This is a genomic window from Mesorhizobium sp. P2_E9 (assembly GCF_056403815.1).
Map to the genome: position 1 here is coordinate 37,532 of NZ_JBFUET010000019.1, position 21,310 is coordinate 58,841.

The 21,310-nt window shown below is 62.6% G+C and carries 19 protein-coding genes and 2 pseudogenes; 17 read left to right on the forward strand and 4 right to left on the reverse strand.

All coding sequences use genetic code 11. The features are described from left to right. Positions 1 to 319: 319 nt before the first annotated feature. Positions 320 to 607, reverse strand: a complete 288-nt coding sequence (locus AC1D05_RS29135) for a hypothetical protein (protein WP_477445429.1) — start codon at positions 605 to 607, stop codon at positions 320 to 322. Between the two features lie 232 nt (positions 608 to 839). Here AC1D05_RS29135 and AC1D05_RS29140 point away from each other — a divergent pair, with 232 nt between their 5' ends. Next, on the forward strand, positions 840 to 1,163 hold the full coding sequence (locus tag AC1D05_RS29140; protein ID WP_477445431.1) for a hypothetical protein: 324 nt from the start codon (positions 840 to 842) through the stop codon (positions 1,161 to 1,163). Between the two features lie 333 nt (positions 1,164 to 1,496). On the opposite strand, the gene AC1D05_RS29145 is transcribed toward AC1D05_RS29140, so the two are convergent. Beyond that, positions 1,497 to 2,222, reverse strand: coding sequence for a hypothetical protein (locus AC1D05_RS29145; protein ID WP_477445433.1), 726 nt, complete (start codon positions 2,220 to 2,222; stop codon positions 1,497 to 1,499). Between the two features lie 314 nt (positions 2,223 to 2,536). On the opposite strand from AC1D05_RS29145, the gene AC1D05_RS29150 reads away from it, so the two are divergent. The 5 genes and pseudogenes from AC1D05_RS29150 to AC1D05_RS29170 all read left to right on the forward strand — a co-directional run. Continuing rightward, positions 2,537 to 3,499, forward strand: coding sequence for an ArdC family protein (locus tag AC1D05_RS29150; RefSeq protein ID WP_477445435.1), 963 nt, complete (start codon positions 2,537 to 2,539; stop codon positions 3,497 to 3,499). A gap of 225 nt (positions 3,500 to 3,724) precedes the next feature. Further along, positions 3,725 to 4,018: pseudogene (locus AC1D05_RS29155) on the forward strand (TrbG/VirB9 family P-type conjugative transfer protein); the annotation flags it as partial. Next, positions 4,015 to 5,172 carry a TraB/TrbI/VirB10 family type IV secretion system protein gene (locus tag AC1D05_RS29160; protein ID WP_477445437.1) on the forward strand — a complete coding sequence of 386 codons (1,158 nt, stop codon included), beginning with the start codon at positions 4,015 to 4,017 and terminating at the stop codon, positions 5,170 to 5,172. The pseudogene AC1D05_RS29155 and the gene AC1D05_RS29160, both read left to right, overlap by 4 nt. 2 nt (positions 5,173 to 5,174) lie before the next feature. Beyond that, positions 5,175 to 5,399 (forward strand): DUF2274 domain-containing protein, encoded by a 225-nt coding sequence (locus tag AC1D05_RS29165; protein WP_477445439.1) that lies wholly within the window; start codon positions 5,175 to 5,177, stop codon positions 5,397 to 5,399. 474 nt (positions 5,400 to 5,873) lie between these two features. Beyond that, positions 5,874 to 6,131, forward strand: a pseudogene (locus AC1D05_RS29170) (ATP-binding cassette domain-containing protein); the annotation flags it as partial. 355 nt (positions 6,132 to 6,486) lie between these two features. On the opposite strand, the gene AC1D05_RS29175 reads toward AC1D05_RS29170, so the two are convergent. Continuing rightward, positions 6,487 to 7,464: a membrane dipeptidase gene (locus AC1D05_RS29175; protein ID WP_477445441.1), complete on the reverse strand. Its 978-nt coding sequence runs from the start codon at positions 7,462 to 7,464 to the stop codon at positions 6,487 to 6,489. After that, complete coding sequence (locus AC1D05_RS29180; RefSeq protein ID WP_477445443.1) at positions 7,461 to 8,909, reverse strand: aldehyde dehydrogenase family protein; 1,449 nt, start codon at positions 8,907 to 8,909, stop codon at positions 7,461 to 7,463. The genes AC1D05_RS29175 and AC1D05_RS29180 overlap by 4 nt, the downstream gene beginning before the upstream one ends. A gap of 100 nt (positions 8,910 to 9,009) precedes the next feature. Between AC1D05_RS29180 and AC1D05_RS29185 the strand changes: the two genes are divergently transcribed. From AC1D05_RS29185 to AC1D05_RS29235, 11 genes are all read left to right on the forward strand, one after another. Next, positions 9,010 to 9,918 carry a LysR family transcriptional regulator gene (locus tag AC1D05_RS29185; RefSeq protein ID WP_477445445.1) on the forward strand — a complete coding sequence of 303 codons (909 nt, stop codon included), beginning with the start codon at positions 9,010 to 9,012 and terminating at the stop codon, positions 9,916 to 9,918. Beyond that, positions 9,919 to 10,938 (forward strand): Ldh family oxidoreductase, encoded by a 1,020-nt coding sequence (locus tag AC1D05_RS29190; RefSeq protein ID WP_477445447.1) that lies wholly within the window; start codon positions 9,919 to 9,921, stop codon positions 10,936 to 10,938. After that, positions 10,935 to 12,575 (forward strand): hypothetical protein, encoded by a 1,641-nt coding sequence (locus tag AC1D05_RS29195; protein WP_477445449.1) that lies wholly within the window; start codon positions 10,935 to 10,937, stop codon positions 12,573 to 12,575. Before AC1D05_RS29190 ends, AC1D05_RS29195 begins: the two co-directional genes overlap by 4 nt. Then, positions 12,572 to 13,165 carry a DUF3726 domain-containing protein gene (locus AC1D05_RS29200; protein ID WP_477445450.1) on the forward strand — a complete coding sequence of 198 codons (594 nt, stop codon included), beginning with the start codon at positions 12,572 to 12,574 and terminating at the stop codon, positions 13,163 to 13,165. The genes AC1D05_RS29195 and AC1D05_RS29200 overlap by 4 nt, the downstream gene beginning before the upstream one ends. Positions 13,166 to 13,174: 9 nt before the next feature. Further along, the gene (locus tag AC1D05_RS29205) at positions 13,175 to 14,281 is read left to right on the forward strand and encodes a class I SAM-dependent methyltransferase (protein WP_477445452.1); all 1,107 of its coding nucleotides are present in this window, start codon (positions 13,175 to 13,177) and stop codon (positions 14,279 to 14,281) included. Positions 14,282 to 14,730: 449 nt separating this feature from the next. Continuing rightward, positions 14,731 to 15,489, forward strand: a complete 759-nt coding sequence (locus AC1D05_RS29210; protein ID WP_477445454.1) for an SDR family oxidoreductase — start codon at positions 14,731 to 14,733, stop codon at positions 15,487 to 15,489. A 526-nt stretch (positions 15,490 to 16,015) separates the two neighbouring features. After that, entirely contained in the window at positions 16,016 to 16,852 is an 837-nt protein-coding gene (locus AC1D05_RS29215; RefSeq protein ID WP_477445628.1) for an alpha/beta fold hydrolase, read from the forward strand. An 89-nt stretch (positions 16,853 to 16,941) separates the two neighbouring features. Beyond that, on the forward strand, positions 16,942 to 17,352 hold the full coding sequence (locus AC1D05_RS29220; RefSeq protein WP_477445456.1) for a cupin domain-containing protein: 411 nt from the start codon (positions 16,942 to 16,944) through the stop codon (positions 17,350 to 17,352). A gap of 38 nt (positions 17,353 to 17,390) precedes the next feature. Further along, on the forward strand, positions 17,391 to 17,828 hold the full coding sequence (locus AC1D05_RS29225) for a CBS domain-containing protein (protein WP_477445458.1): 438 nt from the start codon (positions 17,391 to 17,393) through the stop codon (positions 17,826 to 17,828). A 484-nt stretch (positions 17,829 to 18,312) separates the two neighbouring features. After that, positions 18,313 to 19,548 (forward strand): HlyD family secretion protein, encoded by a 1,236-nt coding sequence (locus AC1D05_RS29230; RefSeq protein WP_477445460.1) that lies wholly within the window; start codon positions 18,313 to 18,315, stop codon positions 19,546 to 19,548. A gap of 44 nt (positions 19,549 to 19,592) precedes the next feature. Further along, entirely contained in the window at positions 19,593 to 21,206 is a 1,614-nt protein-coding gene (locus AC1D05_RS29235; protein WP_477445462.1) for an MDR family MFS transporter, read from the forward strand. The last annotated feature ends 104 nt before the right edge of the window (positions 21,207 to 21,310 follow it).

The window sequence follows — 21,310 nt, forward strand, 5'->3', positions numbered from 1 at the left end:
CGTCCGGCAACGCACGCTAAACCGGGCGACGACCGACCAAGGGAGGAGCACCGCGCCTGCGTTGATTGCAGAGTGCCCGCTACCCCCTTCAGCGGCGCTCGGATCCGCAGTTCGCGCCAAGGGCATCGAACGCGAGCTGCGCGCGCCTGCCATGGGCTTTGCGGAAGCACCTCAAGGCGGAGACCGGTCGCATCGCAATGCAAATGCCTGCACACGTTCAGCGGTTATCTGGTGTCGATTGGTATAGACGACGGTACGGTCACTGTCTTGCAGTTCACGAAATAGCTCTTGGGCAGGCGCGTCGATGCCAGCGGTCCACTTAGGGCAAATCGTTGTCGAAATCGTCTCGAACGGTACCGCCAAGTTTCTGTCGCAAAGCCCGCAGAGTGGTCAGCACCACCTCGTCCTCTTCGTAATGGCGGCCGCTGATGTCGGCCTGAATCGCCAAGCCGCCGTCGTCTTCCAAAATTGTGATGTTGAAATGGGCAAGAGGGTCGTCTTCGGCCGCCATGAGCAACCACGGCTCGGTTTGTCCGGGCAGTAGTGCGCTCAACGCGCGCCGCGCCTGTTGCTCATCTGGCAGCTCTTCAAGGAAATAGCTTTTCAACGCCGTTCCTTCTCGATTTGCCCGGTATACTGGCACCAAACGCGTCACGCCGTCATCGCGGGCTTGACCTGAGAATCCATGCCGCTGCCGGCTCGACCGGTGAATTACCAACATTCTTGAGTTCCGAACCTGTCTGGTTTCGCCCAAGTCGCCAAACCCACGATATCGCGCGGCCTCTTTCAGAATGAGGCGTACGATGGTCCGTTGGGATTCGAAAGCAAGGGAGGAACAAATGCCAATCGGAGAAGCGGTGGAGTACCTGCACAAGTTGCGCAGAGAGGCGGTCCATGCGGAAGCGGGCAACGTGAAAGGGATCACGCGTCATTTGCAGCTGAACATTGGGAAGTCGCGCGATCTTTTGGAAACGAGCCAGGCAACGGATGCAGCTCTGGCGCACCTGCTGGAGACAGGCAACGCGCTCATTTGGGAACTCGGGCCTATTTCAAAACAGACTGCCGCGCTGAGGAAAGACAAGATTTCAGGCTTAAGGCACGCCTTTGAAACGGCGCTGAACATGGCCATCGAGGAAGTCAGGAAGGCGAAGCCAAAGGCCTAGACTGGTCACGGCCTCTAAACCGCCTTCAAGAAACGGAACGCCTACCGGTTCGTCATCCTCGGGCTTGACCCGGGGATCCATTCCGCGACGGTTGCCGAGGATTGCGGCACTTCGGAATTCTGCATCGTCGGCGTCGCTCAGAGGTCGCGGCAGGGATTCCTGGCGCTGCGGAGCAACTCCAGGGGTCTGCGCCGCGTCGCTCCGCTCCTTGCTCCGCCCTGGGATGACGAAAAGGTGCGGCGCTCTCGGTGCGCCTGTAGTTCGCAACATCGGCCCGTCGCTCCCTTCTCGTACCGTTTCTGCCGCCAACGACCAGGCGGGGAGGGCCTTTGCTCACGCCCCGAAATCTTGCGCAACCCGCTCCAGCACCTTGCGCGGTTTGTTGGCAATGACATCGCCGTGGCTGACAATAATGCGCACAAGGTCCGGGTCTTCAGACCATTTGCGAAACGCCGCGCCCAACGCCTTTCCGTCCTTCACAAAGAACCATCTTGCAGCGCGCGGCGTGCTCGGCCGGTTGACGCCGAAGCCCAGCAGGCGCGCTATGATATGCGCGCCAATCCCATGGGGGTGGCGCACATTGGCGAGGATGTCGTTGACGACGAGGGTTGTACCCCCGTCTCGGCGCACGAACAGCGCCGCCTCTTTTTCCGCAACTCCCGGCACCGTTTCCATCCGAACGGAAGGATCGTCAAAGATATCCGCAGTCGAATCGACGTAGACCACCTTCTCCACGGCCTCCCGCGCGCCCGGCGGGCAGACAATTTTCGCTTGGGGATAGCGGAGCTTCCAAGGCTTGATGTCCAGCCGATGGCCGGCACCCGGCACGATGAGAAAGGCCGGCTCACCGAGCGCTTCGATCTCATGCATTTCCGGCTCTGCAAGGGGAATGCAGCTCCAGATCGCGGTGCGGTTTCCGCTCAGGCCGACCACCGTCATTCGCCGCGGAAAATGACCAAGCGGCATCTGGATCTCGCCGCTGACCGTCAAGAGACCGTCAGCGACCGCTTTCAACCGGCCGTGCGGCTCAACTTGCCATGTCTCATGGACCTTCGGCATGCAAACACCCACGCTTGGTTTGCATCGATAATTGTTACCTCTGTTTTTCGTTCCCTGCGGAAGTAGGCGTTGGAGTGAGGCCTACTGGGCGTCCCCCCTGAAGAGGCCGGGCCGTCTGCGAGGCTGAAGTCCCGTCTGCGACGGGCCTTCCCCATGCGGGCTTCCATCCTGACGCGAGCCCTGTCATGCCGGCGTCTCTTCCTACCGCCGATGGGTATCGAGACGGATCCGATGAGAGGCAGAGTGCGGACCGGGTTGCCGTGACGGGTTGAAGGCGGGAGAGAGGCTCCTAGCGCCCGTCGCGGAGAACCGCGATGTCCAGAAACACCGCTCGCGCCCGTTCCGGCAATGACCGCACGGGCCTCTATCAGGAAATCACCGACAAGATCATCACCGAACTGGAAGCCGGACGTGTCCCCTGGGTGCAGCCTTGGGGAACCGCCGCGGCAAAGGCGCCGCTCGCCGTGCCGTGGAATGCGTCAGCGCATCGCCGCTACTCCGGCATCAACGTCCTGATCTTGTGGGGCGCGGTCATCGAGCATGGCTTCTCGGGGCAGAGCTGGCTTACTTTCAGCCAGGCCCTCGCACTCGGTGGTAACGTCAGGAAGGGCGAGCACGGTACGACCGTCGTATTCGCCGACCGCTTCATTCCCAGCGACGAGAAGAAGCGAGCCCGCGAGAGCGGTGATGAAGCGCAGGCTATTCCATTCCTAAAACGCTTCACAATCTTCAACGCAGATCAATGTGAGAACCTGCCGCAGGACATCGCCGCCCTGGCACCACCACCTCCGCCGGGGATGGTCGAACCGCAAGCAGAGACACTGATCCGGGCCACCGGCGCGGACTTTCGGATCGGCGGCAGCCGCGCCTTCTACAGCCCGGCGAATGACTTCGTGCAGGTCCCGCCGCCAGCCGCCTATTTCGAACCGATCAACTGGCACCGGACCGCCTTCCACGAATTGGGGCATTGGTCGGGTCATTCCTCCCGGCTCGACCGTGACATGACCGGTTCCTCCGGCTCCAAATCCTACGCGCGCGAGGAACTGGTCGCCGAATTGGCCGGCGCCTTCATCTGTGCCTCGCTCTCCATCGTGCCGACGGTGCGCCATGCAGGCTATATCGGTTCATGGCTGGAGGTCCTGCGCGAAGACAATCGCGCCATTGTCCGCGCGGCAAGCGCGGCGTCGAAGGCCGCCGAATTCATCCTCGGTTTCCAGCCCGGTGTCGATCGGCAAACGACCTCGGCAGCAGCGACCGACAAAAGGGAGGCGGCGTGATGGGGCCACGCCTAACCGGAGTCGGGAACGCGGTTCGCCGGTTTCCCGGTTCGGTGGCCGGAGAGTGAGAGGAGTGCCGGGATTTCATGACGGGTTTGGGTCGAGAGAGAGGCTCTCGGCGCCCGTCGCGGAGAAAACACCATGGCTACTGCCGTTCAAAAGATCACCTTGCCGTCCTCGCGCGACATTCCCTTCAACAAGCTGGTGCTCGCCCAGACCAACGTCCGGCGCATCAAGGTCGAGTTTCCACGCGGGATCGTGCAAGGCGAGATGCCGCCCATCTTCGTCATCGGCCCGGACGGCGAGGCCGAGATCGCCAACAGCCGCGTCTACCAGAACACTCTGATCGTCGACCGTCTCTTTGGCGCGGCGGAATTGCGGCTTGGCAGTGGCAAGCGGCAACAGACCGTCAGGATCGTTCGCGCCGATGCCACGAGGAGAGGTCTGTGGATGTCAGGCACCAACGCGCCACCGAATGCAAAGAACGTATTTCGTCAAAGGGGAGGGGAGCACTCGTGAACGAGAACGAAATCCCGGCTGCCCCGATGCAGCTTCGCGCCGATCCGCCGCGCGTCACCCGCCTGTCGCGCAAAGTGCTCGCCGGCATCGGCTTATGTGCATCGCTTGGTGTCGGCGGCGCGCTGATCTACGCGCTTCAGACGAGTGAAACCGGCAGGCATGGCGACGAGCTCTATTCGACATCCAACCGGCAGCCCGCCGACGGACTGGCCAGCCTACCGCGCGACTATACCGGCCCTGTTCTTGGACCGCCGCTGCCTGGCGATCTTGGCCGGCCGATGCTTGATGCCCAGAACAAGGGACAGCCCGTCGTGCCGCCAACGATTGCGACACCCATGGTCGATGAGGCGGAACAGCGCCGGCGGGCCGAAGAGGAGGCGGCCCGAACCTCGCATGTCTTCTTCCAGACAGGGCAGTCAACCGTGGCGATGGCCGAAACCCAGCCCGCAGGAACTTCCCCGCCGAACTTTGGCGGCCCCGAGCTTGCCGGTCAGGTCGGCCAGTCGACTACGCAAGAGCGCCAGCTCGGCTTTCTGAATGCGGCCGCTGATCGGCGCACCGTGGCGCCGGATCGCGTCACGCCGCCAGCGTCGCCCTATGTGCTGCAGGCAGGGGCCGTCATCCCGGCGGCACTCATCACCGGCATCCGTTCCGATCTGCCCGGTCAGATAACCGCCCAGGTCACCGAAAATGTCTATGACAGTCCGACGGGTCGCTCGCTGCTGATCCCGCAAGGCACGCGTGTCATTGGCCAGTACGACAATGGGGTCGGCTTCGGCCAGCGGCGCGTGCTGCTTGTCTGGAGCAGGCTGGTCTTTCCCAACGGACGCTCCATTGTTCTTGAACGCCAGCCCGGCACTGACGCCCAAGGCTATGCCGGCCTTGAGGACAGCGTCGACTACCATTGGGCCGAGCTGTTCAAGGCGGCCGCACTCACCACCATCCTCAGCGTTGGCGCGGAGGCCGGCTCGTCCGGCCAGGAAAGTGACATCGTGCGCGCGTTGCGAGGCGGCGCCTCCGACAGCCTCAGCCAGGTGGGCCAGCAAATCGTCCAGCGCCAACTCAACATCGCACCGACGCTGACGATACGGCCAGGCTTCAATGTGCGTGTCGTCGTTACGCGCGATCTCGTGCTCGAACCCTACGGAGGCTGAAAATGGCCAAGCTGAAACTCGGTCCGATTGCAGACGACAAGCCGGTCAAGGTCACAGTGGAACTGCCGGCGCCGCTGCACCGCGATCTGTCCAGATATGCTGAGATCCTTGGCCGCGACGCGGGTCAGTCATCCGCCGATCCCCTTCGCCTGATTGTGCCCATGCTTGAGCGATTCATCGCGACGGATCGGGGCTTTGCCAGAGCCAAGCAGGAGCGGAAAGGTTGAGGGCCACCTCGGCCGGCTAAGGTTGAAACTTTGTAATGCTGCAGCACGACTGCTATCAGCACGAGATTCAATCATCTGGCGTTGGCGCAAACGCGGCACGGCTTCTCATCGAAAGGATCGAGGGACTTACAAAAGCGTGTTCGTGGCGGTCGCACCGAAAGTCGTCGCATCTGGCGGCACAAAGATGCCTAGGGTGGAGATTGCTGCCCAATCCAGCTGGATGCCCGGATGCGCGGCGTTGAACATGTCTACCTGAAGCTGGAGATTCGGCGCCCACAACCACACAAGCACCTTTGACGGGCTTGGCACCGCGTCCCGGCCGGCAGAACCTGCGGTTCGAGTAAATGCTTTACAGCCCGGGTTGGTAGCGCTACCGCGTCGCGTGAGCCAAGGGAGGGGGTCCAGGGCTGTCGCGGATCAGACACGAAGCGGTTTCCATCTACGACGTCGCAGCAAGCATTCGTGAGGAAATCGATGGCGTCTGTCGCGATCGGCGAAGTCTATAAATCATTCGGGACCGTCGAGATTCTCCACGGCGTGAGCGTGGACATCGAAGACGGTGAGTTCGTCACGCTGGTCGGGCCGTCTGGCTGCGGAAAATCGACCCTTCTTAGAATGATCGCGGGCCTGGAAAAGATTTCGCGCGGCCAGATCGCAATTGGCGAACGTGTCGTCAACAACGTTGCGCCCAAGGAGCGTGACGTCGCCATGGTCTTCCAGAACTATGCGCTTTAACTGCAGAAAATGCCCAATCCTGAATGCCAACGCGTTGCGGACATATGACTGGACGACTTCGTTGGCATAGTTCGAAAGGCCAGCTGCAAAAAGAAGGCTAGGTGCGACGTTAGGCGATGAAGGGGCTGACCTAGTTCAACCCGCCGGTTCGCATCGCCTGCTTTTCGAAGTCCGGTGCCAGAACGGATAGTCCGGTTGCGGCTGAAAGCTGCCGGATGCGTCTAGCTTGGTCAAAGGGAGTAAGTTCCGGCACTTCCTTAGAGCAGACGTTGTCCACGATAAGACCGAGGTCGCGCTGGCGCCCGCGAGGGGTAGGTGGTCCACCTAGGCCAGCGAGTTGATCTGTCTCCTATCATGCAACGTTAGGGAGGCTAGTGACGATGAACCGATGCCAGGCATCGCCAAGCACGAGCGAGGTTTCGACCTTGCCGAAGCCCGCCGCCAGAAGGCCTTCCGAAAGCTTGGGAAAGTCGAGGTTCGATCTGAACCAGGAAGGTTGAGGCGGAAAGCTCGCGGCTCCGATCGCCTGGCGGGTCCAGCGGCCCTCGCGCATCCAGCGCACGATGCTGTCGGGCTGTCCCTGGCAAAGATCCGAGCCAATGCCGAGTTGCTCCGCGCCCATGATCTCGGCGGCTGCTGAGGCCATTTCGCCGAATTGCCGAAGCGTCGTCTCCGAGCCCTGCTGAAGATGCAACGGGTACAGCGAAAGGCCGAGCAGTCCCTGCTTGTCGCGCAGCGCTTGCATGACGGTCCTTGAAACATTGCGGTTGCTGTCGCAGAGCCAACGCGGATTGGCGTGGCTGATGACCACCGGCCTTTGCGACAGCGCGATCGCTTCCAGCGCCGTTCGCTCGCCCGCGTGCGACAGATCGATGATCATGCCGAGCCGGTTCATTTCGGCAATCGCCTCGCGCCCCATGCGGGTGATGCCGCTGTCTTCCTTCTCCATCCAGCCGCAGCCCAAAAGCGACTGGTTGTTGTAGGTGAGCTGCATGAAGCGGATGCCGAGATCGAAGAGCATTTCGATCAGGCCGATGTCGTCCTCGATCGGCATCGGGTTCTGCAGGCCGAGGAAAATCGCCGTCCGGTTCGTGGCGCGGGCGCGCTCGATGTCGGCGCTGTCGCGCGCCAAAAGGATGAGGTCCTCGTTGTCGCGGAAGCGTGTGCGCCAATCGACGAGGTGGCGCACCGTCTCGCGGAAACCTTCATGGTAGCCGACAGTGGCGTGAACCGCGGTCAGGCCGCCCTGGCGCATCTGTTGAAAGATCTCGCGCGACCAGTTGCAGTATTGAAGCCCGTCAATGAGCACCTGGGGCTGATCGGTAGTCATTCGGGTACGCCCGCATGGATATAGGACGTCTTGACCTGCGTGTAGAACTCGACCGCGGCACGGCCCTGCTCGCGCGGGCCGTAGCTGGAGGCACGAACGCCGCCGAACGGCACATGATAGTCCGTGCCTGCGGTCGCAAGGTTGACCATGACGCAGCCCGAGCGCGACGCATGGCGGAACTTCGTGGCGCGCGCCAATGAGCGCGTGGCGATCCCCGCCGTCAGCCCATAAGGCGTGTCGTTGGCGAGGAAGATTGCCTCGTCAAGATCATTGGCGGTGATGACGCAGGTGATCGGCGCAAACATTTCCTCCTGGTTGATGCGCATGCGCGAGCGCCCGTTGAGGAAAACGGTGGGCGCCATGTAGTGTCCCCGATGCGCCCGGTCGAGCGCCTCGCCACCTGTTGCAAGCTCGGCGCCTTCGCTTTTGCCGAGCGCTACATAGTCGAGGTTGGCACCGAGTTGCCCGGCGCTGACGACCGGTCCCATCTGGACACCGGCTTCCAGGGCATGGCCGACCCTCAGCGCCTTGGTTTTTGCAAGGAACTTCTCGACAAAGGCATCATGCACCGGCTTGTGGACGATGAGACGCGAGGACGCCGTGCATTTCTGTCCCGAGCCGCCAAAAGCGCCGTTCACGGCAAGGTCGACGGCGCGGTCGAGGTCGGCGTCGTCCATGACCACGAATGGGTTCTTCGACCCCATTTCGAGCTGAAGTTTCACGAACCGCGCCGCGGCCAATGCCGCGATGCCGGAGCCGACGGCGCCGGAGCCGGTGAAGCTCAGGCCTTGGATGTCGGCGCTCGCGGCAAGCTCGCGACCGATTGTCGATCCCGATCCCATGACGAGATTGAAAAGCCCTTTTGGAATGGCCTGCCGGCTGATGATCTCGGTCAAGGCCCAGGCGCTGGCTGGCGTGATGCTGGCCGGCTTCCAGACCACAGCATTGCCGAAAGCCAGTGCCGGCGCGATCTTCCAGGACGCGGTGGCGATGGGAAAATTCCACGGCGATATGATCGCGACGACGCCGAGCGGCTCGCGCTCTGTCAGGACGTCCACACCGGCCCTGACAGAGTCCGCCGAAGAGCCGAGATTGCGCAGCGCCTCGGCGGCGAAATAGGTGAAGAACTGCCCGGCGCGATAGACCTCGCCGACGCCCTCGGCCAGGATCTTGCCTTCCTCACGGGACAGCAGTTCGCCAAGCTCCTTCGAGCGCGCCATCAATTCGCGGCCGATGGCATCCAGAACCGCGGCTCTCGCTTCCAGCCCGGCCGCCGCCCATTCTCGCTGCGCACCATGGGCCGCCGCTACGGCGTCGTGAACATCGGACGATGCAGCTTGGGCAAAACGCCCGACACTATCGGTGAGGTCCGACGGATTGCTGTCCTCGATCCAGTCGGCGCCATCGCGCCACTCGCCGGCAACGAAGTTCTGTCCGTTCAGCATCGTGTTCGTCCTGCATCAATTCGGTTGACAACGACCTAACCAATGCTGTGAACTTCAATCAAGCTCAATTTTTGGTACAAATGTTCAGGCAAGCTTAACAGTGACCAAAACCATCAGCCTGATCGGCATGCGCAGCTTCGTCGCGGTTTGCGAGAGCGGTGGCGTGCGCGCCGCGGCGAATCAGATCGGCCGCACGCCGTCCGCCGTGTCGATGACCCTCAAACAGCTCGAGGACGACATTGGCGCGCCACTGTTTGAGAGCGAGCGCAAGGGCGCGCTTTCAGCCGTGGGGCGCATCGTGCTCGACGAGGCGCGGGCAATGATCGCCCACTATGATCGCGCCTGCCTGGCCATCGTCAGCTACGCGGCCGACCGGGAGGGCCGCTGTGACGTCGCAAGCGTGCCTTCCGTTGCCGTGACCTTGCTCCCACGGGCGATCGCCCAGCTGCGCGCCGAAGGCAACCGCTTCGATATCCATGTTCGCGACAGCGATTCCAACGCCATCGTCGAGGCGGTCGAAAACGGCATGGTGGAGGTCGGCTTGTGCGTGCTTGCAACCAAGCGGCCGCAGCTCAGCTTCGAGCCGCTGTTCCAGGAGCCGCTCGATTTCGTCTGCCCGGTCGATCATCCCCTGGCCAAATCGAAACGTCCATTGACGTGGGAGCAACTGGAAGGCGAGAGCTTCATCCAGAATGGCGCGGCCGCAGCCCTTGGCATTGCCGAGATCGACGCGCTTGCCGCCGGCTCGAAATTAACCGCGAGCAATGTGAGCTCCAATCTGGCGATGGTGGAGGCCGGGCTCGGCGTGACCATCCTGCCTCGGCTTTGCCGCTGGAAATCCAGCCACGCCGTTCGCTTTGTGCCGCTTGCCGACCCTAGTTCGAGCCGAACGGTCGGCTGGATCGCCAAGGAAGGCCGTAACCTGCAGCCGGCATCGCTCAGGTTCATCCAATGCATTCGCCTGCAGACGCGGGCGAGCGAGGGAGAATTCGGTTATGCGGCGGCGTGAATGGCGGGTGACCAGATGACGCGCATGACGCAAGCCCGGATCGAGACGCTGGCCTGCACCGCCCTGATGCGTCACGGCGCCAGCGAAACGCAGGCCCGGGCGCTGGCCGCCGGCGTCGCAGCGGCCGAACGCGACGGCCTGAAGTCGCACGGCCTGATGTATCTGCCGACCTATTGCGAGCATCTTGACTGCGGCAAGGTCCTGGGACAGGCAGAGCCGAGCCTGACGCGTCCGGCACCGGCGGTCGTCGTTGTCGATGCCGGCAACGGCTTCGCGCACGCCGCCATTTCCGCCGGCCTGCCGCAATTGATCGAAGCGGCGCGTTCGCAAGGCCTCGCGGCGCTCGCCATCCGCAACTCCTACAACTGCGGCGCGCTTGGTTATCACACGGAACGGATCGCCCGGGACGGCCTGGTCGGGCTAGGCTTCACCAACGCGCCGGCCTCGATCGCGCCCTGGGGCGGCCGCAAGGCGGTTGTCGGCACAAATCCCTGGTCGCTGGCGGTTCCCGACGGGCAAGGCGGCGCGCGCTTCGTCATCGATCAGAGCGCGAGTGTCGTCGCCAAGAGCGAAGTCATCAAGCGGGCTCGTGCCGGCGAACCTATCCCTCCCGGCTGGGCCTTCGACGCAAGCGGCGAGACCACCACCGATGCCGGCGAAGCGCTGAAGGGCACGATGGCGCCGGCCGGCGGCTATAAGGGCGTTGGCTCCGCCCTACTGGTGGAGATTTTCGCCGCATGCCTAACCGGCGCCAACCCAGGGCTTGTCGCCAGTCCGTTCTCCGGCACAGCCGGAGGTCCCCCTGGGACTGGTCAATTCTTCCTGGCGGTCGCCCCCGACGCTACCTCGGGTGGAGCGTTCGCCGGAGTGCTGGAGATCGTCGCTGGCGCCTTCGCCGGCGAGGCCAGGCTTCCGGGGACACGGCGCTTTGCCGCGCGCGAGCACAACACACGCGAAGGTATCGAGGTGGCGGCCGAAACGCTTGCCACGCTCGAAAAGCTCGCCGGGACAGCCGCATGATTGCATTGCGCCCGCCCGAGATCGTCATGCGCCTGCAGCGGCTTGGCGCGGCACATCCGACGCGGTTGAGTTTCCTGCGCCAGCTGATCCGCCGCGCCACCAAGGAACAATGGCGTGTGCGCAAGGATCGGTTCGAACTGGACAACCGTGGCTTCGGACGCGCGGTCTATGCGGTCGAGACGCCGGCAAGGGTCTACAGCCTTGTCGCGTTCTCGACGCCGCTCGATGATGAAAACCGTTCCGACCGGGTGATCGCGCAGGCCTGGGACACGAGCTACGTGCTTTATGACGGATTGCCCGATCATGCCGAGATCGTAAGGCTGGAAGGGAATGCGCCTCTGCAGGAAGCGGGTCGCTTTACAAGCCGCGAACTCGTGCTGGCACGCGCCAACAAGAGCGTGCGGCTGTTCGAGGAGGTCGTCACGCAGCTGGCGCAGGGACGGCAGCCGGACGAGGAGAATTTGCTTGGTGTAGGCTATTTGCTGCGCACCACGGCGGTCTATGGCAACGGCAAGTTCGGCATTGCCGACCGCGACGAGATCGAGTCGCGGCCGGAGCTTGCCGGCTCCTTCCAGGCGGAGATGCTCACGGTCTGGCTGATCCGGTCCTTCACGCTCGATCTGGTCGATCACATCGCCCATTGCCGCAATCCGGCCGGCGCGGCGAGGCTGGCGCCGGATCTGCGTCGGGCGCTGGGCGTGGGCAATGCGACGGGACTGGGCATGGCCCCTTTCCTCGTCCGACATCCACTGCTGACGCATAGCTGGTTCCTGGCGCGTGAGACCGCGCTGGCAAGGGTTCGCGCACAGCCGCATGCCGGCGTGGTGGAACGGAAGATCTTTTCGCAGGCGCTCGCCGATCTGCGCCAGCGTGTTGCCCGATGGCACAGCAGCGACAATCGTCAGGCCGCCGCGACCCGACTACTGATCAACGATCTCGACACTTTGGCAGAAAATTTCGATCATCTTCTGGCCGGGCTTCAGCCCTGGGATGCGCTCTATCGCTTCGCCGAGGAACGGCTCTCCATGGAGGGGCAGGAGGCCTGTGTTTCGCTGATCCTCGAGCCGCACGGCGCGCTGATCGACGACCTTGGCGAGACAATGAAGGCCGACGAGACGCCCGGCCATGTGATCGACGGCAGCATGTCTTGCGGCGCGCTTCGCCAGGCGCTTCTCGACTGCTATTCTTGGGCGGCAAGGATCGACTTCGATGATCCTGCCGCCAATGCCCGTTTCTGGTATGTCTCGGCAGAAAAGCTTGAGCCCCGTCTCGGCGAACGCTTCGAGGAAGACGGAGCCGAGCTCGAGCAGCCTTTGGCCACGGCGCGCGACGCGCTCAGCCTGGCCGCGGCCCTTGCGCAGGAGCCCGCTTCGGCCAATGTCGCTGCGTTCTTGCTACGCCACCCGCAATGGCGCCATGCCGTGCGACGCGCCCAGATCGTCGCCCGCTTCCCTTATGCCGAGATCCACGACAATCTGATCGGCGCGGATCTGCGGCCGGTCGACATCTTGCGCGCCAAACTCGCATTCTTCGGCGCTCGCAGTTTCGACCCACGCTCGGACCGCTGGCTGCGCATCGCCCTGTTCAGCGGCGAGGATCTGATCGAGGACGTCGCCACAGTGGGAGAAGCCCGTTGATCGAACTGTCGTTCAACGAGGTGGAAACGCTGAGCGCAAAAGCGGCGCGGGGTGCGGGATTTTCATGGGGCCTTGCCGAGGATATCGGACGCGCGGCGCGCGCGCTCGCGGCTGACGGCCAGGATTGGGGCTCGGCCATGCTGAGCCTGGTCGAAAATGCGCGATCCTTCGAGGCGCCTGATCCGATCCGCGCAGCGCGCTGGTACGAGGGCAAGGGCGAGGGCGGGGCCGATATAGCGGCCGGCAAGCCGCTCTGCCCGGCCAAAACGGCTGCCCTTCTGCTCGACCACCCGCCTCCAGCTGACGCGATGCCGCTCACGATCCTCGATGTCGGCCTGCCGGTCTGGCTCGACGCCATGCTGCGCCGGTCGGCCATGCGCTTGGCGCATGTGCCGGCACTTTCGGTGTCCAGGGCTGATGTCGTCATCGAACACCGTTCAGGCATTGGACAGCCACGCGCGGGGTCACGCAGGGCGGTCGAGCAGCAGACGCTTGTTGCGCTGAATTCCTTCGCCGCCAAAACCTATGTGCCGGAAAGCGAGAGATCGCGCGTGCGCGGCGCCGGCGGCGGCCGTGTCGACGATGAATAGGGGAGAGCAATGACCACAGCCGACGTCCAGAAGATCGCCATGCGCGGCGCGGGCTACTATTCGGCCAACACAGTCGGGGCCAAGAACGTGATCGACAAGGTCGGCGACCTCGTCGTCGCCTCTGTCGCCAGTATGCCCAGGCTGGCCGATGGCCAGCCATTTGCGATCGCCGATTTCGGCGCCGCCGACGGCGGCACCTCGATGGATATGATGCGGCGGCTGGTCGGCGCCATCCGGGCAACGGAACCGGATCGCGCCATTTCGATCACGTACACGGACCTGCCTCACAACGATTTCTCGACTCTGTTCCGGCTGAGCCAGGGACTGCTTGGAGCTCCCGCGCAGGTTCCGCTGGCGGAGACGCCTTCACTCTACATCTTCGGCAGCGGCACCAGCTTCTATCGCCAGATCGTGCCGGACAATTCCCTGTCGTTCGGCTTCTCCGCCACGGCCATGCACTGGATCAGCAAGCGGCCCTGCATGATTGCCGATCATGTCCAGGCGGTTGGCGCCACCGATGCCGAGCGCCAGCTGTTTCGCGCGCAAGCCTTGGACGACTGGGAGACGATCCTGCTTGCCAGGGCGCGCGAGCTACGCTCCGGCGGCAGGCTGGCGCTAGCCAATTTCTGCGTCGATGAAGCGGGGCGTTATCTCGGACATACGACAGGGGTCGACATGTTTGATTCTTTCGCACGGCATTGGCGCGACCTGCTTCGGGTCGGGCGGATCAGCGAGACCGAATACGTCAGCGCGACATTCCAGCAGTTCTACAAGACGCCGACTGAGTTCGCCGCGCCATTCCGCGACCCCGCTTCGCCGGTGTCGCAAGCAGGACTGGAGCTGGAGACGATGTTCACCATGGTGACGCCGTGTCCCTACGCTGAGGCCTTCCGGGCCCATCGCAACGCGGAGGAATTTGCCAGGGGGTATGTCCCGACGCTCCGTTCCTGGTCGGAAACTGTTTTTGCAAACGCACTGGATTCGTCGCGTCCCGCGAAGGACCGTTCCGCAATCATCGATGATCTTTACGGCGCTTACGAAGCTGACGTCGCGCGCGCGCCCGAAGGGCATCGCATGGACTACGTCCATTGTGTGACGGAGATCGTCAAATCATAAGAGAGATTCAGGTTTGCCCCGGGCTTCTTCGACGGCGCACGTTGACGGCAGGAAAGGTCAGGTCGCGACGCGCCCACGTCAACCTCAATGTCTGCTCGTGAAGATTCGCAGCCCGAAGCTGCCGGGCTGCTTTCGGCCCCATATCGGCCGAATGGTTCAATTTTGCTGTTGGCCAAAAGCGGCCATCCTCCGACGTTGGTGAATGCGGTCTCCTGACCACCCGAGAGGCGTGACGGCGTAGCTGGTAGATCGGACGCCGTCTGCCTGCTGACTAGAGCCCCCAGTCCAAGGGTGCATCCACCCTACACCTTCGCATCGCGTGACAGATGCTTCTGTTCGATAGTTTGCGCCGGCACCTCCGATGCATTGTCTGGGCGAAACAGCCGATGCGCCGCCCCTGGGGCTCGGTCAGATACATCAACCCTGAAACGCGAACGAGGAGTTTCGTCATGAAGATTGTGGTGATTGGTGGCACCGGGCTGATCGGCTCGAAGACAGTCGAGCGGCTCCGTAAGAAGGGCCATGACGTGCTCGCTGCATCGCCGAATGGCGGTGTCAATACGATCACCGGCGAGGGCCTCACCGGAGCACTCGCGGGTGCGCAGGTCGTCATCGACCTCGCGAATTCGCCGTCCTTCGAGGACAAGGCCGTTCTGGAGTTCTTCGAGACCTCCGGCCAGAACTTGCTCGCTGCAGAGAAGGCGGCGGGCGTGAAGCACCATGTCGCGCTTTCGATCGTGGGGGCCGAGCGCCTGCCTGACAGTGGCTACATGCGCGCCAAGATGGCCCAGGAAAGGCTTATCCGAGGCTCCGGCATCCCCTACACGATCGTCCACTCCACCCAGTTTTTCGAGTTTCTAGGCGGTATCGCTCAATCGGGAACCGTCGGGGACATCACCACAGTTTCGAGTGCCTATTTTCAACCAATCGCGTCAGATGACGTCGCGGATATCATGACCGATGTCGCGCTCTCGCCGCCGGCCAACGGCGTTGTTGAGATCGCAGGTCCGGAGCCGATCCGCATGAGCGAGCTGGTCGCGCGATTCCTGAAGGCCACGAACGATCCGCGCAACGTCAACGCGGATCCCCGCGCGCGATATTTCGGCACGGAGCTCGACGACCGCTCGCTCGTTCCGACCGATCATCCGCGCATCGGCAAGACGCGCTTCGAAGACTGGTTCAGCCACGCCCCGCTCCAGCACCACTGATTGTACGGCTTGCGCTCGCACGGCTCCACGTGGGCCATAATTGAAAAGAGAGTAAGTGGAGCAAGTGAAATTCCTTTCCGCTGGATCAAAGCGGCTGGCGGGCAATAAGCCCAGGGAGGTCATGATGGTATATCATATAAAAGAGCAAGCAGACGGCAACGGTTACGTCGGATTCTATGTCTACAATGACGAGAAATACATTGCAGGCCCGTGGATAGAAAGCTGGGAGGCGACACATTACATCGAAACGTTGACTCAAGGTCGCTACATGGCCAAGGCCGACAGGACGACCGTCATGCGCGGTCGCAGAAGTGACGGCGCACTGGTACTACGCGACGATTCCGGGCAGCAACCCCGCGATGCCGGGGACATCCAAATAGATCCGGCCGGCTTCGCATCGCGCCGCGACGTTTTGTTGGGCGCCTTCACCGTCACAGTTGCGGCCGGCCTTGTACAAGGCGCGCCTGCACGGGCGGAGGAAAGCCAAAGCCTTCCATCTTCCGAGGCAAGCAAAGGAGCAAAAGACATGAGCATGGTTACCGCCGCCGACGGCACGGGAATCTTCTACAAGGATTGGGGTCCAAAGGATGCCCAGCCGATCGTCTTCCACCACGGGTGGCCTCTAAGCGGCGACGATTGGGACGCGCAGATGCTCTATTTTCTCGGCGAGGGCTACCGCGTCATCGCCCATGACCGGCGCGGTCATGGGCGCTCGGCGCAGATTAGCGAAGGTCATGACATGGACCACTATGCAGCCGATGCTGCCGCAGTGGTCGAGCATCTCGACTTGGGAGAGGCGATTCACATCGGTCACTCCACTGGCGGCGGCGAAGCTACCCACTATGTCGCGCGGCATGGCCAGCGTCAGGGTCGCGTGGCGAAGCTCGTGCTTATCAGCGCCGTGCCGCCGATCATGGTGAAGACGGCTACCAATCCGGGTGGATTGCCAATCGAAGTTTTTGACGGCTTGCGCATGGCGCTCGCCGGCAATCGGCCGCAGTTCTATCTCGATTTCGCAAGCGGTCCCTTTTACGGATTCAATCGGCCGGGCGCAGCGCCAATTCCAGGTGTCATCGAGAACTGGTGGCGGCAAGCGATGATGGGCGGTGCCAAGGCGCAGTATGACGGCGTCAAGGCCTTTTCGGAGACCGACTTCACTGAAGACCTCAAGGCCATCGACGTGCCCACACTTGTGATGCACGGCGACGACGACCAGATCGTTCCGATCCATGACTCGGCGCTGTTGTCCGCAAAGATCCTGAAGCGCGGGACACTCAAGGTCTACGAGAAATTCCCGCACGGCATGTGCACGACCCAGGCCGACACAGTGAACCCTGACCTGCTCGCCTTCATCAGGTCATAGGCTCGCGCCGCCCCCCCCGGCAAGAGCCCGATCGCCGGCCGCCCCTCCCATCGGCCGGCGATCCCCCATCACAACCAGGAGCCAAGACAATGATCAGGACTACACTCTTCATCGCTGCTGTTGCAGCCATCTCCGCAACCGGCGCTCTGGCCGACGATTCGCACGGTCCTAAGGCCACGCTGGTCTACGATCAGCCGCTACCCAACGTTCCAGGCAAGAGCATCAAGGGCGTGCTTGTCGAATACGAGCCCGGCGGCAGTTCCCAGGCGCACACTCACGCAAAATCGGCATTCATCTATGCCACGGTCCTCGAAGGAGCAATCAACACGCAGGTCAATCACGGTCCGATAAAGACCTATCGGGCCGGCGAAAACTTTTCCGAGTTTCCGGGTGATCATCACACGTTCGAGGAGAATGCCAGCAAGACGGAACGCGCGCGCATGCTCGCCGTATTCATTGTCGACACGAACGACACCAACCTGACGACACCCGAAAAGTGAGCTCGACAGAAGGACAGGCGATCTCTCGGAGGACTTTGATGCAAATCGAACAACTCAACGCGATGACGAAGGCTCGCCTGATGGTGATCGACGCCAACGCGGCGGTGCAAGCCGCCGCGCTTTCGCTTTCGAGGCCCGGTATTGGCCTTGTCGTCGTATGCGACGACAACGGAGCGGCCGCTGGCGTGCTCAGCAAATCCGACCTTATCCGCCACCTTACCAGCCCGACATCGCCGGCGCAGCCGGCCTCCGCCCTCATGACCAGCCCAATCGTGTCATGCAGTCCGCTGGATGATCTCCACACTGTTTACCAGACCATGGCTTCGCGAAGCCTGCAAAACCTCCCAGTGCTTGACGTGGCCGCAAAGCCTCTTGGCATATTGGACATACGCGATGCAATGAGAGCTCTTTTCCGTGCGGAAGAGATCCAGGAGCAAATGCTCTTCAACTATGTCACCGGTGTCGGATATCGCTAGCTGGATCGCCGCGCTTTATTCACCACTTAGCCTCGGCGAGATTGGCCGTCAGCCGCACGTCGGCGGGGCGAACCGACGCTTTGACGGGCCGTGCCTGTCCTGCTGTGGCCGTGGCGCCTGCCTATTCTCTTGAAATTAATTGCTCAGACGCAAAGCTGTTCATTGCAGCGATTCATGCGAAGGAGAAGAATGCCGCCTGAATTTCTTCCGCTCTCGTAAATCTAGATAAATAAAGTAGGATCGATAGCGGTTTGTTTACGTATACTGTACCTTGAGGCAGATGTTTTTTTGTCGGCGAACTTCAAAATGCACTTCGAGCCGTGTCAACCGGACGAGACAGGGATGACGAATGCAGGGGTTTTTCCGGTTTCTCTCTGCAGCCAACGAAGAGGCAGGCGAGCGTCTTACCTGTCCGGCTTCCGATTTTTGAGCGTAGGGGCATTCCGCTCTCGCGCGAAGCACCATGAACGCCAGGATGAATGAGATGTCCGAGATGCCCGCGACCACCAGTTTCTCCAACGCACCCGAGGCGGCCGTGCCTCAGCAGCCGGCGGCCTTCGTCGAGCAAGCCGCTCGGCCTACGGCTGAACAGCCAGGTCCCTTGCCGGTTTCCACGGAGGCTACTCCCGATGGCAGCATCGCGCCGGTGTCCAGGCGCCGTCGCTTCAAGCGCATCGCATTTGCGACAGCCCTTCTGGCCAGCGCAACTGCGGGAGGTTATTGGGGCTACGGTTACTGGACCGCAGGCCAGTATCTGGAGTCTACCGACGACGCCTATTTGAAGGCAGACTACACGACGGTCGCGCCGAAGGTCTCGGGCTACATTGCCGCTGTGCTGGTGCATGATAACCAGACTGTCGAGACCGGGCAGGTTCTCGCCCGCATCGACGACCGCGACTTCCGTGCCGCGCTCGCCCAGGCGGATGCCTCGGTCCAGGCTTCCGTGTCGGCCGTCCACAATCTCGACGCGCAGATCGCGCTCCAGCAGTCACTGATCTTGCAGGCAAGGGCGACGGTCGCCGCAACGCAGGCCTCGCTGACATTCGCCAGCGCTGACGCCGACCGCTATGCGACGCTGGCAAGGAGCGGAACCGGCACTGCCCAGAAAGCCGAAGCAAGCCGCGCCCAGGCCGAACAACTCATCGCCGGGTTGCAGCGCGACCAGGCTTCCCTAGCCGCCGCACAGGCTAAGATCGACGTACTCGCCACCGAGCGCGACAGTGCCGTTGCCCAAACGGATCGCGCCGAGGCAGCTTCCGAGCAGGCCCGACTGAACCTTTCCTATGCCACAATCGCGGCACCGGTCGACGGCACGGTCGGCGCACGCACGCTCAGGGTTGGACAGTATGTGGCATCAGGCACGCAGCTGATGGCTGTGGTGCCGCTGGATGCCGTCTATGTCGTCGCCAACTTCAAGGAGACGCAGCTCGCTCATGTGCGCCCCGGGCAGCCGGTGCGCGTCACCGTCGACGGCTTCCCTGGCGTCGAATTGACCGGTCACGTCGACAGCCTGTCGCCGGCGAGCGGCCTGGAATTCGCGTTGCTGCCGCCCGACAACGCGACCGGCAACTTCACCAAGATCGTGCAGCGTATCCCGGTGAGGATCGCCATCGACGATCACAAGCTCGGCGGGCTGCTCAGGTCCGGCATGTCCGTCGAACCGACCGTCAACACCAAAGCGACCGTGCTGGCGGATGGTCGTTCCACAGTTTCGCGATGATTGACACTGGCGCCATTCTTCCCAGCGCTCGAGGAGTTGCAGCAATGACAACCGCCGTCTCCTCGCTTCCCACTTCCGCCGGCACCACCCAGAACGCGGCAGGGGCCGCCGGTGCCGCCAATTCGCCGCGCGTATGGGTGGCGGTGGTCGGCTCTGCTCTCGGTGCATTCATGGCCGTGCTAAACATCCAGATCGTCAATGCGTCGCTGGCGGACATCCAGGGGGCGATTGGCGCTGGCATCGACGACGGCGGCTGGATCTCGACGTCCTATCTCATAGCGGAGATTGTGGTGATCCCGCTGACCGGCTGGCTGTCCCAGGTCTTCTCGCTGCGCATCTATCTGATCACCAACGCGGTGCTGTTCCTCGCCTTCTCGGTCGCCTGCGCCTTCGCCGCCAACCTAGGTCAGATGATCATCCTAAGAGCGATCCAGGGTTTCACCGGAGGCGTGCTCATCCCGCTCGCCTTCACCATTGTCATCACGCTGTTGCCGAAAGCCAAGCAGCCGATCGGCCTGGCGATGTTCGCACTATCGGCGACGTTCGCGCCAGCGATAGGCCCGACCATCGGCGGCTATCTCACCGAGAATTGGGGCTGGCAGTATATCTTCTACGTCAACCTGGTACCCGGCGCGCTCATGGTCGGCATGCTGTGGTTTTCACTCGACCGCGAGCCGATGCGGCTTGACCTGCTCACCAAAGGCGACTGGCCGGGCATCGTCACCATGGCCATAGGGCTTGCCGCCCTGCAGACCGTGCTCGAGGAAGGCAACAAGGACGACTGGTTCGGCTCGCCCTTCATCGCGCGGCTGACGATCGTCGCGGCCGCGTCGCTGACCCTGTTCGTCTGGATCGAGTTGGCTTCGGGTCATCCGCTGCTGAACCTCAGGCTGCTGGTTCGCCGCAACTTCGGCTTCGGTGTCCTCGCGAACTTCCTGCTCGGTACCGCGCTCTACGGCTCGGTCTTCATAGTGCCTGTCTATCTTGCCCGCATTCAGGGCTACAATGCCGAGCAGATCGGCATGGTGCTTGCCTGGACCGGCCTGCCGCAACTCCTCCTGATCCCGCTGGTGCCTGGCCTTATGCAGCGCTTCGACATCCGTCTCATCATTGCGGTCGGCTTTGCCTTGTTTGCCGCCTCTAATTTCATGAACATCCATATGAGCGCAGCATATGCCAGCGACCAGCTGTTCTTGCCGAACATCGTACGCGCCATCGGGCAGGCCCTTATACTGGCGCCGCTTTCGGCGATCGCCACATCAGGCATCGAGAATGAGAATGCCGGCTCGGCCTCGGCGCTATTCAACATGACCCGCAACCTCGGCGGCGCTGTCGGCATCGCGCTGCTCCAGACCTTCCTTACCAAGCGCGAGCAGTACCATTCGAACGTGCTGGTTCAGTCGGTGTCGGTGTTTGAGGAGGCAACCCGCGTCCGCGTCACGCGGCTCACTGCCTACTTCCTCTCGCACGGCATCAACGACCAGGCATTTGCCGCACAAAAGGCGATAGTTGCGATCGCCCTAAGGGTCCGCCAGCAGGCCTTTGTCATGGCCTTCAACGACACCTTCTTCCTGCTTGGCGTCAGCTTGACGATCGCGTTGGCGGCCGTCCTGTTGCTGAAGAAGCCTGGTCATGTAGCAGCCGGCGGCGCCCACTAACCTACAGTGAGGAGCAGCCGGGAACGCCACCGGACATAAATTCGCTGGTTCGAGCTCGAGGGCCAGTAGGCGCAACGCATGGATTTCCATAGGATGCGGCTTTG

Coding starts and splice junctions, on each gene's coding strand:
- AC1D05_RS29140 (WP_477445431.1), top strand. CDS start 840: ATGCCAATCGGAGAAGCGGTGGAGTACCTGCACAAGTTGCGCAGAGAG.
- AC1D05_RS29145 (WP_477445433.1), bottom strand. CDS start 2,222: ATGCCGAAGGTCCATGAGACATGGCAAGTTGAGCCGCACGGCCGGTTG.
- AC1D05_RS29150 (WP_477445435.1), top strand. CDS start 2,537: ATGTCCAGAAACACCGCTCGCGCCCGTTCCGGCAATGACCGCACGGGC.
- AC1D05_RS29165 (WP_477445439.1), top strand. CDS start 5,175: ATGGCCAAGCTGAAACTCGGTCCGATTGCAGACGACAAGCCGGTCAAG.
- AC1D05_RS29175 (WP_477445441.1), bottom strand. CDS start 7,464: ATGACTACCGATCAGCCCCAGGTGCTCATTGACGGGCTTCAATACTGC.
- AC1D05_RS29180 (WP_477445443.1), bottom strand. CDS start 8,909: ATGCTGAACGGACAGAACTTCGTTGCCGGCGAGTGGCGCGATGGCGCC.
- AC1D05_RS29190 (WP_477445447.1), top strand. CDS start 9,919: ATGGCGGGTGACCAGATGACGCGCATGACGCAAGCCCGGATCGAGACG.
- AC1D05_RS29195 (WP_477445449.1), top strand. CDS start 10,935: ATGATTGCATTGCGCCCGCCCGAGATCGTCATGCGCCTGCAGCGGCTT.
- AC1D05_RS29205 (WP_477445452.1), top strand. CDS start 13,175: ATGACCACAGCCGACGTCCAGAAGATCGCCATGCGCGGCGCGGGCTAC.
- AC1D05_RS29210 (WP_477445454.1), top strand. CDS start 14,731: ATGAAGATTGTGGTGATTGGTGGCACCGGGCTGATCGGCTCGAAGACA.
- AC1D05_RS29215 (WP_477445628.1), top strand. CDS start 16,016: ATGAGCATGGTTACCGCCGCCGACGGCACGGGAATCTTCTACAAGGAT.
- AC1D05_RS29220 (WP_477445456.1), top strand. CDS start 16,942: ATGATCAGGACTACACTCTTCATCGCTGCTGTTGCAGCCATCTCCGCA.
- AC1D05_RS29225 (WP_477445458.1), top strand. CDS start 17,391: ATGCAAATCGAACAACTCAACGCGATGACGAAGGCTCGCCTGATGGTG.
- AC1D05_RS29230 (WP_477445460.1), top strand. CDS start 18,313: ATGTCCGAGATGCCCGCGACCACCAGTTTCTCCAACGCACCCGAGGCG.
- AC1D05_RS29235 (WP_477445462.1), top strand. CDS start 19,593: ATGACAACCGCCGTCTCCTCGCTTCCCACTTCCGCCGGCACCACCCAG.